Origin of the sequence: Phycicoccus jejuensis, assembly GCF_000720925.1 — a bacterium.
Taxonomy (GTDB): domain Bacteria; phylum Actinomycetota; class Actinomycetes; order Actinomycetales; family Dermatophilaceae; genus Phycicoccus; species Phycicoccus jejuensis.
Genome location: NZ_JOEE01000001.1, coordinates 104,217 through 118,195, shown reverse-complemented (window position 1 = coordinate 118,195; position 13,979 = coordinate 104,217). Strand labels below are relative to the sequence as shown.

10 protein-coding genes are annotated in these 13,979 nt (G+C 74.3%); 5 read left to right on the top strand and 5 right to left on the bottom strand.

Features of this window, described 5'->3' with window-relative positions; genetic code table 11:
* The first annotated feature begins 107 nt into the window (after positions 1 to 107).
* Together IG69_RS0100520 and IG69_RS0100515 are read left to right on the top strand one after the other, a co-directional pair.
* Positions 108 to 1,604 carry a DHA2 family efflux MFS transporter permease subunit gene (locus IG69_RS0100520; RefSeq protein ID WP_084696500.1) on the top strand — a complete coding sequence of 499 codons (1,497 nt, stop codon included), beginning with the start codon at positions 108 to 110 and terminating at the stop codon, positions 1,602 to 1,604.
* Positions 1,605 to 1,780: 176 nt separating this feature from the next.
* On the top strand, positions 1,781 to 2,275 hold the full coding sequence (locus tag IG69_RS0100515) for a pyridoxamine 5'-phosphate oxidase family protein (protein ID WP_030526234.1): 495 nt from the start codon (positions 1,781 to 1,783) through the stop codon (positions 2,273 to 2,275).
* A gap of 19 nt (positions 2,276 to 2,294) precedes the next feature.
* Here IG69_RS0100515 and IG69_RS0100510 read toward each other — a convergent pair whose 3' ends face one another.
* The gene (locus IG69_RS0100510; RefSeq protein ID WP_030526233.1) at positions 2,295 to 3,782 is read right to left on the bottom strand and encodes an MFS transporter; all 1,488 of its coding nucleotides are present in this window, start codon (positions 3,780 to 3,782) and stop codon (positions 2,295 to 2,297) included.
* A gap of 112 nt (positions 3,783 to 3,894) precedes the next feature.
* On the opposite strand from IG69_RS0100510, the gene IG69_RS0100505 reads away from it, so the two are divergent.
* Entirely contained in the window at positions 3,895 to 4,569 is a 675-nt protein-coding gene (locus IG69_RS0100505; protein WP_030526232.1) for a TetR/AcrR family transcriptional regulator, read from the top strand.
* Between the two features lie 87 nt (positions 4,570 to 4,656).
* Here the strand turns inward: IG69_RS0100505 and IG69_RS0100500 are convergent, their stop codons facing one another.
* From IG69_RS0100500 to IG69_RS0100490, 3 genes are all read right to left on the bottom strand, one after another.
* Positions 4,657 to 7,074, bottom strand: coding sequence for an FdhF/YdeP family oxidoreductase (locus tag IG69_RS0100500; RefSeq protein WP_084696499.1), 2,418 nt, complete (start codon positions 7,072 to 7,074; stop codon positions 4,657 to 4,659).
* Between the two features lie 166 nt (positions 7,075 to 7,240).
* Complete coding sequence (locus IG69_RS0100495) at positions 7,241 to 7,933, bottom strand: response regulator (RefSeq protein WP_030526230.1); 693 nt, start codon at positions 7,931 to 7,933, stop codon at positions 7,241 to 7,243.
* Complete coding sequence (locus IG69_RS0100490; RefSeq protein ID WP_036828600.1) at positions 7,930 to 9,498, bottom strand: sensor histidine kinase; 1,569 nt, start codon at positions 9,496 to 9,498, stop codon at positions 7,930 to 7,932. The genes IG69_RS0100495 and IG69_RS0100490 overlap by 4 nt, the downstream gene beginning before the upstream one ends.
* Before the next feature lie 191 nt (positions 9,499 to 9,689).
* On the opposite strand from IG69_RS0100490, the gene IG69_RS0100485 reads away from it, so the two are divergent.
* Together IG69_RS0100485 and IG69_RS0100480 are read left to right on the top strand one after the other, a co-directional pair.
* Positions 9,690 to 11,066: a cation:dicarboxylate symporter family transporter gene (locus IG69_RS0100485; RefSeq protein ID WP_030526228.1), complete on the top strand. Its 1,377-nt coding sequence runs from the start codon at positions 9,690 to 9,692 to the stop codon at positions 11,064 to 11,066.
* Positions 11,067 to 11,239: 173 nt separating this feature from the next.
* On the top strand, positions 11,240 to 12,880 hold the full coding sequence (locus IG69_RS0100480) for a zinc metalloprotease (protein ID WP_030526227.1): 1,641 nt from the start codon (positions 11,240 to 11,242) through the stop codon (positions 12,878 to 12,880).
* On the opposite strand, the gene IG69_RS0100475 is transcribed toward IG69_RS0100480, so the two are convergent.
* On the bottom strand, positions 12,831 to 13,883 hold the full coding sequence (locus IG69_RS0100475) for an NAD(P)-dependent alcohol dehydrogenase (protein WP_084696497.1): 1,053 nt from the start codon (positions 13,881 to 13,883) through the stop codon (positions 12,831 to 12,833). The genes IG69_RS0100480 and IG69_RS0100475 overlap by 50 nt on opposite strands.
* Between the last annotated feature and the right edge of the window lie 96 nt (positions 13,884 to 13,979).

The following is a 13,979-nucleotide window of genomic DNA, read 5'->3' as shown; positions in this document are numbered from 1 at the left end:
CTCCCGGCACCCCCGTGGTGCCTCTCAGCCGTACCGACCGGCGCCGGCCGCCGAACTCATCGCCGCGGCGACGATGAGTTCCGGCCGGTGTCCCGGTCGATCCCACCATGACGACCACGGACTCCACCACCCTCGACGCCCCCGCGGCCCGCGCGGCGGCGGCCCCGGACGCCCCGGCGCGCACCTACCCGGTGCTGCGCTGGCTCGTCGCGGCGACCTTCACCGTCATCCTCAACGAGACCGTGATGGTCAACGCGATCCCCCGCCTCATGGCCCAGTTCGACGTGGGCGCCCGTGCGGCACAGTGGCTCTCGACGGCGTTCATGCTGACGATGGCCGTCGTCATCCCGGTCACGGGCTGGTTCCTGCAGCGGGTCACGACCCGGCAGGCCTTCACCGTGGCGATGTCGGTCTTCGGCGTGGGCACGCTCGTCTGCGCGCTCGCGCCGACCTTCCCGGTCCTCGTCGGCGGCCGGGTCGTCCAGGCGGCCGGCACCGCCGTGATGATGCCGCTGCTCATGACGACGCTCATGACGGTCGTCGACGAGCGCGACCGCGGCCGGGTCATGGGCAACGTCACGCTCGCCATCTCGGTGGCGCCCGCGCTCGGTCCGGCGCTCTCGGGCGTCGTGCTCGCCGCGGCCGGGTGGCGCTGGCTGTTCGGGCTCGTCCTGCCGGTCGTCGTGCTCGTCGGCGCCGCCGGGCTGCGCCGCCTCACCGACGTCGGCGAGGTCCGCGCCTCGCGCGTCGACTGGGCGAGCGTCGTCCTGTCGGCCCTCGGCTTCGGGGCGCTCGTCTACGGCCTGAGCCGGGTCGGCGAGGAGCACCCCGGGGCGGTGCCCGCGTGGGGCTGGGCGCTCGGCGGCGTGCTCGTCGTCGCGGGCTTCGTCCTGCGCCAGCGCGCCCTGACACGGCGGTCCGAGCCGCTCCTCGACCTGCGCGCCCTGACCCACCGCACGTACGCGGTCTCGCTCGCGATGCAGTCGCTCGCCTTCCTCACGATGCTCGGCGCGATGATCCTCCTGCCGCTCTACCTCCAGGACCTGCGCGGCCTCTCACCGCTGCAGACCGGGCTGCTCGTCGCGCCGGGCGGCGTCGCGATGGGTCTGCTCGGGCCGGTGGTCGGGCGGGTCCTCGACCGGGTGGGGGCGCGACCGCTCGTCGTGCCGGGCTCGCTCGGGGTCCTGGCCTCGCTCGCCGCGCTCTCCCGCCTCGCCGAGGGGACGCCGTACGTCCTCCTCCTCGCGGTGCAGGTGCTGCTCATGGTCTCGCTCGCGGCGCTGTTCACGCCGGCCTTCACCCTCGGCCTCGGTGCCCTGCCGGCGCACCTCTACGCCCACGGGTCCTCCCTGCTCGGCACCGCCCAGCAGGTGTCCGCGGCGGTCGGCACGGCGCTGACGGTGACCGTGCTCTCGTGGCGGTCGGCGCAGCTGGCGGCGGGCGGCGCCGGCGAGGCCGCGGCGTACGTCGGCGGGGTGCGTGCGGCCTTCAGCGTCGCGGCGATCCTCGCGGTCGGCGTCGTCGGCCTCGCCCTGCTCCTGCCGAACCGCCTGCCGCCGACGGCCGGCCTCGAGAGCGGGGCGGGAGCACCGGCCGCCCACTGACGGCTCCTCGCCCGCGCGGATGCTCCCGCGCCTCCCGCGACCTTCGCGGAGGCGCGGGAGCATCCGGGAGTCAGCACGGCGGACACCGTTCGGGTTCCGAGGTTGCCGCGTCGCCGGACGGGGTAGCCCCGGTGTGCGGTGCGCCGCTGGGGCGGGCCGGGACGAACGGAGTGACCATGGCACAGGACCAGGACGACCGGGCCACGGTGGTCGAGCTCGTGGGGCGCGCCCAGTCGGCGATGCTCACGACGATGACCCCCGACGGCGACCACGTGAGCCGACCGATGGCCGTGCAGGAGAACGAGTTCGACGGGGACCTGTGGTTCTTCGTCGACGAGGGCTCGGACAAGGTGCGCCAGATCCGCGAGAACCCGCGCGTCAACGTGTCCTTCTCCAACGACCGCAAGAGCGAGTGGACCTCCATCAGCGGCCGCGCCGAGGTGGTCCACGACCGGGCCAAGGCCGAGGAGCTGTGGGCCAAGCCGCTCGAGACGTGGTTCCCCGACGGCCTCGAGACCCCCGGCCTCGCGCTCGTCAAGGTCCACGGCGAGACCGCCGAGTACTGGGACGCGGCGACGAGCCGGGTCAAGCAGATGCTGGGGATGGCCCGGGGCATCCGCCGCGACGACCCCGACGAGTTCCCCGTCGACCACCGCACCGTCGAGCTCTGACCCCCGCGGGTGGCCGGCGTCAGCGGACGCCGGCCACCTCCTCGTCCGTGGCGTCCTGCGGGTGCTCCTCGACGCTCCGGGAGTCGGTGAGGGACGAGGCGCCCCAGGTCGCGACGACCCCGACGAGGAGCGCGAGCACGAGGTAGGTCACCCGCTCACCCCGGAAGAACGCGTCGACGAGGTCGCTCCCCCACTGGCCCGCCGGCAGCGACCGGGTGACGAGGAGCGCGACGAGCGTGCCGACGACGGCGACGCCCACGCTGGACCCGACCTCCTGCGCCGTGTCGTTGAGCGCGGTGCCGATGGACGTGCGGTTGGCCGGCATGGCGTCGACGAGGGCGACGGCGCAGGTGGTCATCACCGTGCGCAGGCCGAGGGTGAGCCCGACCATCGCCGCCGCCACGGCGGGGTAGCCGTGCGAGACGCCCCAGGCCATCCCGGCGAGCGAGGCCGTGAGCAGTCCCGCGCCGACGAGGCACGCGACCCGGTGGCCGAGGTGCCCGACCAGCCGCTCCGTGACCGGGGTCGCGAGGAGCATCGTCGCGACCATCGGCAGGTTAGCCAGCCCGGCGCGCACCGGGCTCCAGCCGTCGGCGTACTGGAAGTGCAGGATCAGCCCGAACATCACGCCGGCCATGGCGATCGACGTGCCGACCTGCGCCAGCGCCGCGCCCCGAACCGTCCCGGTGCGCACGAGCGCGAGGTCGAGCATCGGGGACGGCGTGCGGCGCTCGTGCCGCACGAAGGCGACCACCGCCAGGGCCGCCCCGGCGAGCGCGGCCACGGTCCACGCCGAGAGCCAGCCGTGCTCGACCCCGCTGGTCAGCGACCAGCAGCCGAGGCCGATGGCGGCGACGCTGAGCACCGTGCCACCGAGGTCGAGGCGGTCGTCGGTCAGGTCCTCGCGGCGGTCGGCCGGGACGCCGAGCCGGACGCCCACCCAGGCGAGGAGGGCGATCGGGGCGTTGACGAGCAGCAGCCACTCCCACCGGACGTGCGCGAGCGCGGTGCCGCCGAGCAGCGGTCCGAGGACGAAGCCGGACATGCCGACGACGATCATCACCGTCATCGCCCGCATCCGCAGGGCCTGGTCGCCGAACAGCCGGAAGACGAGCGAGTTGGTGATCGGGGCCATCGCGGCGGCGGCGACCCCGAGCGCGGCACGCACGAGGACGAGCTCGCCGGTCGTCGAGACGGCGGCCACGGTGAAGCTCACGAGGCCGAAGACCGCGAGGCCGACGAGGAGGACCCGGCGGCGGCCCAGCCGGTCGGCCATCGAGCCGGCGGTGAGCAGCAGGCCCCCGAAGGTCAACGAGTAAACGCCGGTGACCCACTGGAGGGCGGTCGTCCCGCTGCCGAGGTCGCGGCCGATGGTCGGCAGCGCCACGGTGAGCAGCGTGTTGTCGACCATCTCGACGAAGAAGGCGAGGCAGAGGGCGGCCAGCGGCACCCAGGCGGCGCGGAGGGACGGGTACGTGCGGGGCGCGGTGGCCGGGATGGAGGTCATGGCGCCCCCTCTCTGGATCGAACGTCGTTCGGTAGTCGAACGACGTTCGAAACTATAGAACGTTGTTCGGTCCGCGGCAAGACCCCGCGTCCGGGTGTGGTCTCATGGGGGCGTGCCCCCTCGTCGACGCGCCTCGCACTCGCTGGAGTCCGTCCTCACCGAGGCCGTCGCCCTGCTCGACGAGCACGGGGAGCCCGGGCTGAACTTCCGCGCGCTGGCCGGGCGGCTCGGTGGTGGCGTTGGCAGCGTGTACTGGTACGTCTCGAGCAAGGACGAGCTGCTCGACCGGGCCTCGGACCACGTCCTCGCGGGCGTCCTCGCCGACGTCCGCGACGTCGGCGGCGCCGACCCGGTCGACGACCTGCGCACCATCGCCGTCACCCTCTTCGACGCGATCGTCGAGCGCCCGTGGCTCGGTGCCTACTTCATGCGCAACACGCTCGTGCAGCCCAACGCCCTGCGCCTGTTCGAGAAGCTCGGCCAGCAGGCCCTGCGCCTGGACCTCACGCCACGCCAGCGCTTCCACGCGGTGTCCGCGGTCGTCGGCTTCGTCGTCGGCACCGCGGCCGACCTCGGGCAGGACCCCCCGGCCGAGGTGCTCTCGGGCGAGGTCGGGCGCCACGAGTACCTCGACGCCGCGGTCGACCAGTGGCGGGCCCTCGACCCGGTCGAGTTCCCGTACCTCCACGAGATCGCCGACGAGTTCGCCGGCCACGACGACACCGACCAGTTCCGGGCGGGGCTGGACCTGCTGCTCGCCGGGCTGCGCCTGCAGGCCGGCGCCTGACCCCGCCGATTGCGGATGCTCCCGCGGCACCCGGAGGCTTCCGGGGGCCGAGGGAGCATCCCGGCGAGGTGGCGAGCGGAGCCCGTGTCAGCTCAGGTGGTGCGGCTCGACGTCGCTGCGGTTCTTCTGGTCGCTGCCGGACCTGACCCGGCTCTCGGGGTCGCAGTCGACGCGCCCGCACGAGCCGAGCGGCTCGAACCGGACGACGAGGCCCTTGGACACCGGGCAGTTGCTGCCCTCGGCGACGTGGTCGAGCGGGACGAGGACGTTGCACTCGGGGTAGTAGGCCGCCGCGCAGCCGCGCGCGGTCGGGTACGACACGACCCGGTAGCCGTGCGCCACCCGCTCGGAGCCGTCGACCCACTCCGAGACGACGTCGTAGAGCTCGCCCTCGCGCAGGCCCAGCCCGCGGATGTCGTCGGGGTGCACCATGACGACGTTGCGCCCGCCGGCGAGGCCGCGGTAGCGGTCGTCGTGGCCGTAGATCGTCGTGTTGAACTGGTCGTGGCTGCGCAGCGTCTGCAGGACGAGCCGGCCCTCGCGCGCCTCGAGCAGCTCGATCGGCACGGACGAGATCTCGGCCTTCCCCGACGCGGTCTCGAAGACACGGGAGTCGCGGGGCGGGTGCGGCAGGGTGAACCCGCCGGGCCGCTGGACCTTGTCGTCGTAGGCGTCGCAGCCGGGGACGACGTGGCCGATGTGCCGACGGATGGCGGAGTAGTCCTCGGCCATCGCGGCCCAGTCGATGCTCGAGCCCTCGGGGCCGTGACCGAGGACGGCCTCGGCCATCCGACAGACGATCCACGGCTCACCGCGCAGCATCGGACCGGCCGGCTCGTTGCGCCCGACCGACAGGTGCACCTGCGACATCGAGTCCTCGACGGTCAGCCCCTGCCAGCCCTCGGTCGTGATGTCCTTCTCGGTCCGGCCGAGGCACGGCAGGATGAGCATCCGCCGCCCGGGCAGGACGTGCGTGCGGTTGAGCTTGGTCGAGATCTGCACCCCGAGGCTCACCGAGCGGATGACCTCGTGGACGAGCTCGGAGTCGGGCGTCGCGGCGGCGAGGTTGCCACCGAGGCCGACGAGCACCCTGACCCGGTTCTCCTGCAGCGCGCGGATGCTGTTGACCACGTCGTGGCCGCGCTGCTTCGGTGGCGTGAAGCCGAACTCGAGGCGCAGCTTCTCGGCGAAGTGGGCGGGCAGCTTGTCCCAGATACCCATCGTCCGGTCGCCCTGGACGTTGGAGTGGCCGCGCACCGGGCACAGGCCGGCGCCGGGCTTGCCGATGTTGCCCTGCAGCAGAGCGACGTTGGTGATCTCCTTGATGGTCGACACCGCGTGCTTCTGCTGCGTCACGCCCATCGCCCAGCAGAAGACCGTCTTCGACGAGCCGACCAGCAGGTCGGCGACCCGCTCGATCTGGCTGCGCTCCAACCCGGTCGCGCGCAGCACGAGGTCCCAGTCGAGGTCGCGCACGTGCTGCTTGTAGGACTCGAACCCGGTCGTGTACCGGTCGACGAAGTCGTGGTCGACGGCACCGCGCTCGACGAGGAGGGCGCCGAGGGCCTGGAAGAGCGCGAGGTCGCCGCCGAGGCGGATCGGCAGGTACTCGTCCGCGAGGTCGGTGCCGACACCGGTCAGGCCACGGACCGTCTGCGGGTTGTCGAACTTCATGAGCCCGGTCTCGGGCAGCGGGTTGACGGCGACGATCTTCCCGCCGCCCTTGACGCACTTCTCGAGCGCCGAGAGCATCCGCGGGTGGTTGGTGCCGGGGTTCTGCCCGGCGATGATGACGAGCTCGGCCTCGTGGACGTCCTCGAGGGTCACCGACCCCTTGCCGATGCCGATGGTCTCGGCGAGCGCGACCGAGGTCGACTCGTGGCACATGTTCGAGCAGTCCGGCAGGTTGTTGGTGCCGAAGGCCCGGGCGAACAGCTGGAAGACGAACGCGGCCTCGTTGGAGGCGCGTCCGCTCGTGTAGAGCACGGCCTCGTCGGGCGAGTCGAGCGCCTGCATCTCCTCGGCGACGATGCCGAACGCCTCGCCCCAGGTCACCGGCTCGTAGTGCGTGCCACCCTCGCGCAGGAGCATCGGCTCGGTGATGCGCCCCTGCTGCCCGAGCTGGTAGTCGCTCCACGTGGCGAGCTCGGAGACCGGGTGGCGCGCGAAGAACGCGGGGTCGGCGCGCCGCTTGGTGGCCTCCTCGGCGACCGCCTTCGCGCCGTTCTCGCAGAACTCGGCGAAGCTGCGGTGCTCCGGGTCGGGGTCGGGCCAGGCGCAGCCCATGCAGTCGAAGCCGTCGGCCTGGTTGAGGCGCCGGAGGGTGTTGAGGGTGCGTACGGGCCCCATCTGGCCGATGCCGCGGTTCATCGAGACCGCGACGGCCTCGAGCCCGGCCGCGGCCCTGCGGCGGTGGTGGACGTCGACGTCGGTGGGGGCGACGTCGGCCTCCGGCGCACCGCGCCAGGGCTCGAGCATCCGGGTCACGCGGGAGTTCTCGGCCATGTCCTCACCCTCGCACCCGCGGGCGCGCCGCAGTGGCTCAGGGTCCGTGACGAATGTCAGGACGTCGCAGGTCAGCCGCGCTCCCCGTCGCGCGCTACACCGCAGTACGGGTCGCCACAGCAGCACTTGCTGCGGTGTAGCCGGCACCTGGACGGGGGCGGTGGGGTCAGCCGGTCCACTCGTAGGTGACCTCGGGGCGCCCGGTGCCGGCGTAGCGGTTGCCGCGGGCCGCCCGCCCGGCCGTCACGAGGTGCTCGCCGTACCGGCGCGCCGTCACCCGGCTGACGCCGAGCCGCTCGCCGAGCTCGGCCGCCGAGCACGGCCCCCCGGCCTCGCGCAGGGCGACGGACGTGCGCGCGAGGAGGTCCTCGGTCATGCCCTTGGGCACCGCCGACCCCCCGGCGGGCCGCAGCCGCGAGAAGAGGGTGTCGACCTCGGCCTGCGTGTCGGCCTCGACGCCGCCCGACGCCTCCGCCCGGTAGGCGCGGTAGGCCTCGAGCCGGTCGCGGAGGGTGCCGAAGACGAAGGGCTTGAGGACGTACTGGACGACCCCGAGCGACACGGCGGCGCGCACCATCTCGAGGTCACGCGCCGAGGTGACCGCCACGACGTCGGCCCGGTGCCCGCCGGCCCGCATCGCCCGGACGACGTCGAGCCCCGGCAGGTCCGGCAGCCCCATGTCGAGGAGCACGAGGTCGACCGCGCTGCTCCCGAGGTGCTGCAGGGCGTCGCGGGCCGTGTGCACCGTCCCCGACACGACGAACCCCTCGAGGCGGCCGACGTACGTCGCGTGGGCCTGCGCCGCCACCGGCTCGTCCTCGACGACGAGCACGCGGATGGGCTGCTCGGCCGCGCTCACCCGTCCACCCCCGCGCGCACGGGCAGGCGCACCGTGACGGTCGCCCCCGGCGGCTCGTCGATGCGCAGCGTGCCCCCGAGCCGCTGCACGGTGTCGGCGACGAGCGCCAGCCCGATGCCGCGCGACCCGGCCGGCCCGTCGACCGACTTCGTCGAGAAGCCGCGCTCGAGCACCCGCTCGCGCAGCGCCGACGGGATGCCCGGGCCGGTGTCCGCGACGACGAGCTCGACCCCTTCGCCGAGGTCGTGCGCCCCGAGGGTCACCCGCCGGACGCCCTCGACCCCGGTGACGGCGTCGATCGCGTTGTCGACGAGGTTGCCGACGACGGTGACGACGTCGCGGGCCGGCGCAACGTCCGCGGGCCAGCGCAGCCCGGGGTCGACGACGAGCTCGACCCCGCGCTCGTGGGCCTCGGCGGCCTTGCCGAGCAGCAGCGCCGACAGCGTCGGGTCCTCGACGCCGGTGACGACGACGTCGGTGAGCCGCTGCGCCCGCTCGAGCTCGTCGGTCGCGAACTCGACCGCGCGGTCGGGGTGCCCGAGCTCGATGAGCGAGACCATGGTGTGCAGCCGGTTGCCCGATTCGTGCGCCTGCGAGCGCAGCGCCTCGGCCAGCCCCCGCGCCGCACCGAGCTCGCCGGTCAGCTCCTCGAGGTCCGTGCGGTCGCGGACGGTGACGACCGCGCCGAGGTCCTCGCCGTCGCGGCGCGCCCGCGCCTTGTTGAGGACGAGCACCCGCCCGCCGGTCACGTGCAGGTCGTCCTCGCGGACGTCGGGGTCCGCCATCGCCGCGACGAGCGGTGGCGCGAGCCCGAGCTCGCCGACGTCGCGCCCGGTGGGGTCCTCGCGCAGCCCGAGCAGGCGGCGCGCCTCGTCGTTGGCCAGCCGCAACCGGCCCCCGGGGTCGACGAGGACGAGCCCCTCGGTCACCGAGTGCAGGACGGCGTCGTGGTGGTCGTGCATCGCCTGGAGCTCGGCCGCCCGCAGCCCGCGGGTCTGGTGGCGCACCCGCCGGGTGATGAGCGTGGTGCCGACCGCGGCGAGCAGGCCCGCCACGACGCCGGCGACGAGCAGCGGCGGCAGCTCGCGGGCGAGCCGCTCGTCCGCGGCCTGCTTGCCGATGCCGACCGCGACGAGCCCGACGACCCGTGCCCCGTCACGCACCGGCACGACCGCTCGCCGGCTCGGCCCGAGCGTGCCCGTGTAGTCCTCGACGACCTCCCCGCCGGCGCGCGCGGCGGCGATGTGCCCGACGAACTGCTTCCCGACCTGGTCGGGGTTCGGGTGGGAGTACCGGATGCCGCTCGGGCTCATGACGACGACGAAGTCGGTGCCGGTGCTGCGCCGCACCCCTTCCGCGAGCGGCTGGAGCACGCCGTCGGGGTCGCCGTCGCGGACGGCGTCGACGACCTCGGGCTCGGCGGCGACGGACTGGGCGACGGCGAGGACCTGTGCGGTCGACTGGTCGGTGACCGCCTGGCGCGCCTGGAGGTAGGCGGCCCCCAGCCCGGCCGCGATGACCCCGAAGACGAGGGCGACGACGAGCAGCGCCGTCTGCCCCGCCACGCTCAGCCCGTGCGACCCGGGCTCGTCCGGCGGCGCGGGCCGGCCCGGGGCACCCTCGCCCGCCCGGCTCACGACCGGGGCCCGCGCTCCCGCGTGAACTTTGCGTACACAACGGTGACGATAGCCGCGTCGTCGAGCACCCTCGACGACGACAGCGCAGGCCCACTGCGTCGGACAAAGGAGTTCACGCCATGACTGCATCCGCGCCCGCAGCGCCGGGTGGCGACACCGCCGCCCCGAAGCGCCGCGACAGAACGCACTTCCTCTACATCGCGGTCATCGTCGCGATGCTCCTCGGCATCGCCGTGGGCTTCCTCTTCCCGGAGTTCGGCAAGGAGCTCAAGCCGCTCGGGACGTTCTTCGTCAACCTCATCAAGATGATGATCAGCCCGATCATCTTCGTGACGATCGTCCTCGGCATCGGGTCGGTGCGCCGCGCCGCGCAGGTCGGCAAGGTCGGCGGCCTCGCGCTCGGCTACTTCCTCACGATGTCGACCGTCGCCCTGGCCATCGGCCTCGTCGTCGGCAACATCGTCCAGCCCGGCGCCGGGCTCAACCTCACCGACGAGCTCGCGAAGTCCGGTCAGTCGCAGGTCTCGGCGGAGGCGGAGTCGACGACCGAGTTCCTCCTCGGCCTCGTCCCCGACACCCTCGTCTCGGCGCTCACCTCCGGGTCGGTGCTGCAGACCCTCCTCGTCGCGATCCTCGTCGGCTTCGCGCTGCAGAAGCTCGGCACCGCCGGCGAGCCGATCCTGCGCGGCATCAAGCACCTCGAGAAGCTCGTCTTCCGCCTCATGGCGATGATCATGTGGGTCGCCCCCGTCGGCGCGTTCGGCGCGATGGCCGCGGTCGTCGGCGCCACCGGCCTCGACGCGCTCAAGAGCCTGGGCCTGATCATGGTCGCCTTCTACGCGACGTGCTTCCTCTTCGTCTTCGGTGTGCTCGGGGCGATGCTCCGCGTCGTCGCGGGCGTCGGCATCTGGTCGCTCCTCAAGTACCTCGGCCGCGAGTTCCTCCTCATCCTCTCGACCTCGTCCTCGGAGTCGGCCCTGCCGCGACTCATCGCGAAGATGGAGCACCTCGGGGTCTCCCGTCCGGTCGTCGGCATCACCGTCCCGACCGGTTACTCCTTCAACCTCGACGGCACCGCGATCTACCTGACGATGGCCTCGCTCTTCATCGCCGAGGCGCTCGACAAGCCGTTCAGCATCGGCCAGCAGATCGGCCTGCTCGTCTTCATGATCATCGCGAGCAAGGGCGCCGCGGGTGTCACCGGCGCCGGCCTGGCGACCCTCGCCGGCGGCCTCCAGTCGCACCGCCCCGACCTCGTCGACGGCGTCGGCTTCATCGTCGGCATCGACCGCCTCATGAGCGAGGCGCGCGCGCTGACCAACTTCGCCGGCAACTCGGTCGCGACCGTCCTCATCGGCACGTGGACCAACGCCATCGACCGCGAGCAGATGAGTGCCGTGCTCGCCGGGCAGCGACCCTTCGACGAGGCCCGCATGATCGACGACCACGAGACGGCCCCGCCGGCCGCCGAGGAGCTCGAGCCCGCGGCGCGCTGAGCACCGCCGCACCCACAGCACCGCCGGAGGGCGGGTGGTCCCCACGGGGCCGCCCGCCCTCCGCCGTGCCGGCATCGGCCGGACGGCCCTTCCCGCCCGGGACGGGCAGCGGGCGGTCCCCGGGTGTCCCTACCCTGCGAGTGAACCCGTCGCGCCGACCTCCAGGACCCCTCATGCCCCCGCGCCCCCGCCTGCTCGCCCTCGGCGTGGCCCTGGCCGCGTCCGCCGCGGCCCTCGTCGGCGGTGGCGCCGCCCCGGTGCACGCCGCCCCGCCCGGCGCGCGGACCGGGCCGGCCACCGTGAGCGGCACCCTGACCGCGCTCGTCGCCGACGGCTTCCGCAGCGGCACGACGAGCACGACGCTCGCCGTCACCCCCGGCGGCACGGCCGGCAGCCCCGTCCCGCTGACCGGTGTGACGGCGACGGACGAGCACCCCCTCGTCGGGGCCCGTGTCAGCGTCCGCGGCACCCGGACCGCCTCCGGGGCGCTGCGCACCTCCGACGCCGCCCTCGCCGCCTCGGGCACGGCCTCCCGCACCGCCGAGCTCGCCCTGCCCACCGGCTCGGGGAAGCGCACCTACACGGTGCTCGCGATCTCCCTGCGCTTCGCCGACCGTCCGTCCGAGGCGCCGGCCTCGCCGAGCACCGTCGCGGCGCGGCTCTTCGGCGCGTCCTCGAGCGTCCGGGCGTTCTACGCCGAGTCCTCGGACCGGCTGTGGACCGTCGGCGGCCGCGCGGTCGGCCCCTACACGGTGACCCGGAGCAACCCGTCGAGCTGCGACTTCCGGGAGTGGGGCGAGAAGGCACAGGCCGCCGCCAGAGCCGCGAAGGTCGACACCTCCGCCTACACGAACATCATGGTCGTCGTGCCGCGGCAGGCCTCCTGCGGCTGGGACGGCCTCGCCGAGGTGCCGGGCACCTGGTCCTGGATCAACCAGGACTCCCCCTCGCTGCTCGTGACCGCCCACGAGCTCGGCCACAACTTCGGTGAGCACCACGCCTCCGGCTACCGCTGCACGACGGGGACGACGAACGTCACCCTCGGGGCCCCCTCCGGCTGCAGCGACCCCTCGGGGACGGTGCTGGAGTACGCGGACCCGTTCTCCGTCATGGGCAACACCCATGCCCGCCTGCACCCCGCGGCCGGCCGCGTCCACTTCGGCCAGGTCAAGCCGGTGTCCGTGCCCGCCGGCGAGGCGAGGACCGTGCGCATCGTCCCGTCCGAGACGCCGTCGGGGAACCGCGAGCTGCGGATCCCGCGGCGGGACGGGTCGTGGCTGACCGCCGAGCTGCGCACGACCACCGGGGCGTTCGACACGTTCGCGGCGACGGACCCGGCCGTCCGGGGCGTCACCTTCCGCATCGACCGCGGTGCGGGGCACCAGAGCTGGCTCCTCGACGGCAAGCCCGCGACCTCCTCGTTCGCCGACGCCCCGGTGCTCCCGGGCGGCTCCGTGACGGACGCGACGACGGGTGTCCGGGTCGACGTGGTGTCGGTGACCGCGGCCGGTGCCGTGCTGCGCGTCGGCTCGCGCGTCGCCCCGCGCGACCTCGCCCTCGCCGTCAGCGGCTCGACGCTGCAGGCCACGTGGACGGCGCCCTCCGGCGTCGTCGCCTCGGGTGGCTACACCGTGACGGTCGACGGGCGGACCGAGCAGGTCTCGGGGACCTCGTGGTCGGGTCCGACGTGGTCCGGGCGGCACACCGTCGCGGTCCGGGCGGTCGACGGCGGTGGGACCGCGTGGCCGGCGGCCTCCGCCACGATCAAGGTCTCGGCGAGGCTGACGGCCACCCCGGTCCGCCCCCTTCGCTGACGGCGGCCGCGGCCGACCCGGCCCGGTCCGACCGCCCGTCGACGCGGACGACGACCTTGCCCCGGGCGCGCCCGGCGGCGACGTGGTCGAGGGCCCGCGCCACCCCGTCGAGGGGCACGACGTGGTCGAGGACCGGCCGGACCGCGCCGGCGTCGACGAGGCCGACGAGCTCGGCGAGGTCGGCGGCCCGCTCGCGGGACACGTGCATCACGAGGCGCTGGCGCACGAACGGCGAGAGCAGCGCCGCCCCCACCGACCGCTCGAGGCCCCCGAGCCAGCGTCCGGGTGCCTCGCTGCCGACGACGACGAGCGTGCCCCGGGGCGCGAGCACCGCCCGCAGCGTGCGCAGCGACCGGTGGCCGCCGATGTCGAGGACCGCGTCGTAGCGGACGCCCTCGGCGTCGACGTCGGCCTCCTCGTAAGCGACGACGTGCGCTGCCCCGAGCCCCCGGACGAGCTCGGCCTTGGCCCGGCTGCACACCCCGGTCACGCGGGCGCCGGCGGCGACGGCGAGCTGGACGGCGTACGTGCCGACCCCCCCGGACGCCCCGACGACGAGGACGCGCTGCCCGGGCCCGACACCGGCGGCGCGCAGCGCCTGGAGGGCGGTGAGGCCCGAGACCGGGAGCGCGGCCGCCTCCTCGTCGGTCAGCGTGCGGGGGGCCGCGGCGAGGCGCGGGACCGGGACGACCGCGAGCTCGGCGCACGACCCGTCGGCGGTGCCGACGACGCGGTCGCCGACCTCCACGCCCGTGACGCCGGGACCGAGGGCGACGACGGTGCCGCAGAGGTCGCGGCCGGGCACGGGGAACCTCGGGCGGCGCAGGCCGAGGCCGAGGCGGGCCAGGAGCGGGCGCCCGGTCATCACGTGCACGGTGCCGCGGTCGAGGCCGGCGGCGGCGACGCGCACGAGCACCTCCCCCCGGCCGGGCTCCGGGTCGGGGCGGTCGGTGAGGTGGAGGCGGTCGGTGCCCCCGAAGCGGTCCTGGGCGACGGCGCGCACGGCTACTCCCTTACAGCGTAAGAACGGCGGATGCGTCGCACCGTAGCCTTACGACGTAAGATCGCGCAAGACCCACCCGTGGACCCCTCGGAGACG

Excerpts from the sequence above, each read along its gene's own strand:
- IG69_RS0100520 (WP_084696500.1), top strand. The coding sequence starts at position 108 with ATGACGACCACGGACTCCACCACCCTCGACGCCCCCGCGGCCCGCGCG.
- IG69_RS0100515 (WP_030526234.1), top strand. The coding sequence starts at position 1,781 with ATGGCACAGGACCAGGACGACCGGGCCACGGTGGTCGAGCTCGTGGGG.
- IG69_RS0100510 (WP_030526233.1), bottom strand. The coding sequence starts at position 3,782 with ATGACCTCCATCCCGGCCACCGCGCCCCGCACGTACCCGTCCCTCCGC.
- IG69_RS0100500 (WP_084696499.1), bottom strand. The coding sequence starts at position 7,074 with ATGGCCGAGAACTCCCGCGTGACCCGGATGCTCGAGCCCTGGCGCGGT.
- IG69_RS0100485 (WP_030526228.1), top strand. The coding sequence starts at position 9,690 with ATGACTGCATCCGCGCCCGCAGCGCCGGGTGGCGACACCGCCGCCCCG.
- IG69_RS0100480 (WP_030526227.1), top strand. The coding sequence starts at position 11,240 with ATGCCCCCGCGCCCCCGCCTGCTCGCCCTCGGCGTGGCCCTGGCCGCG.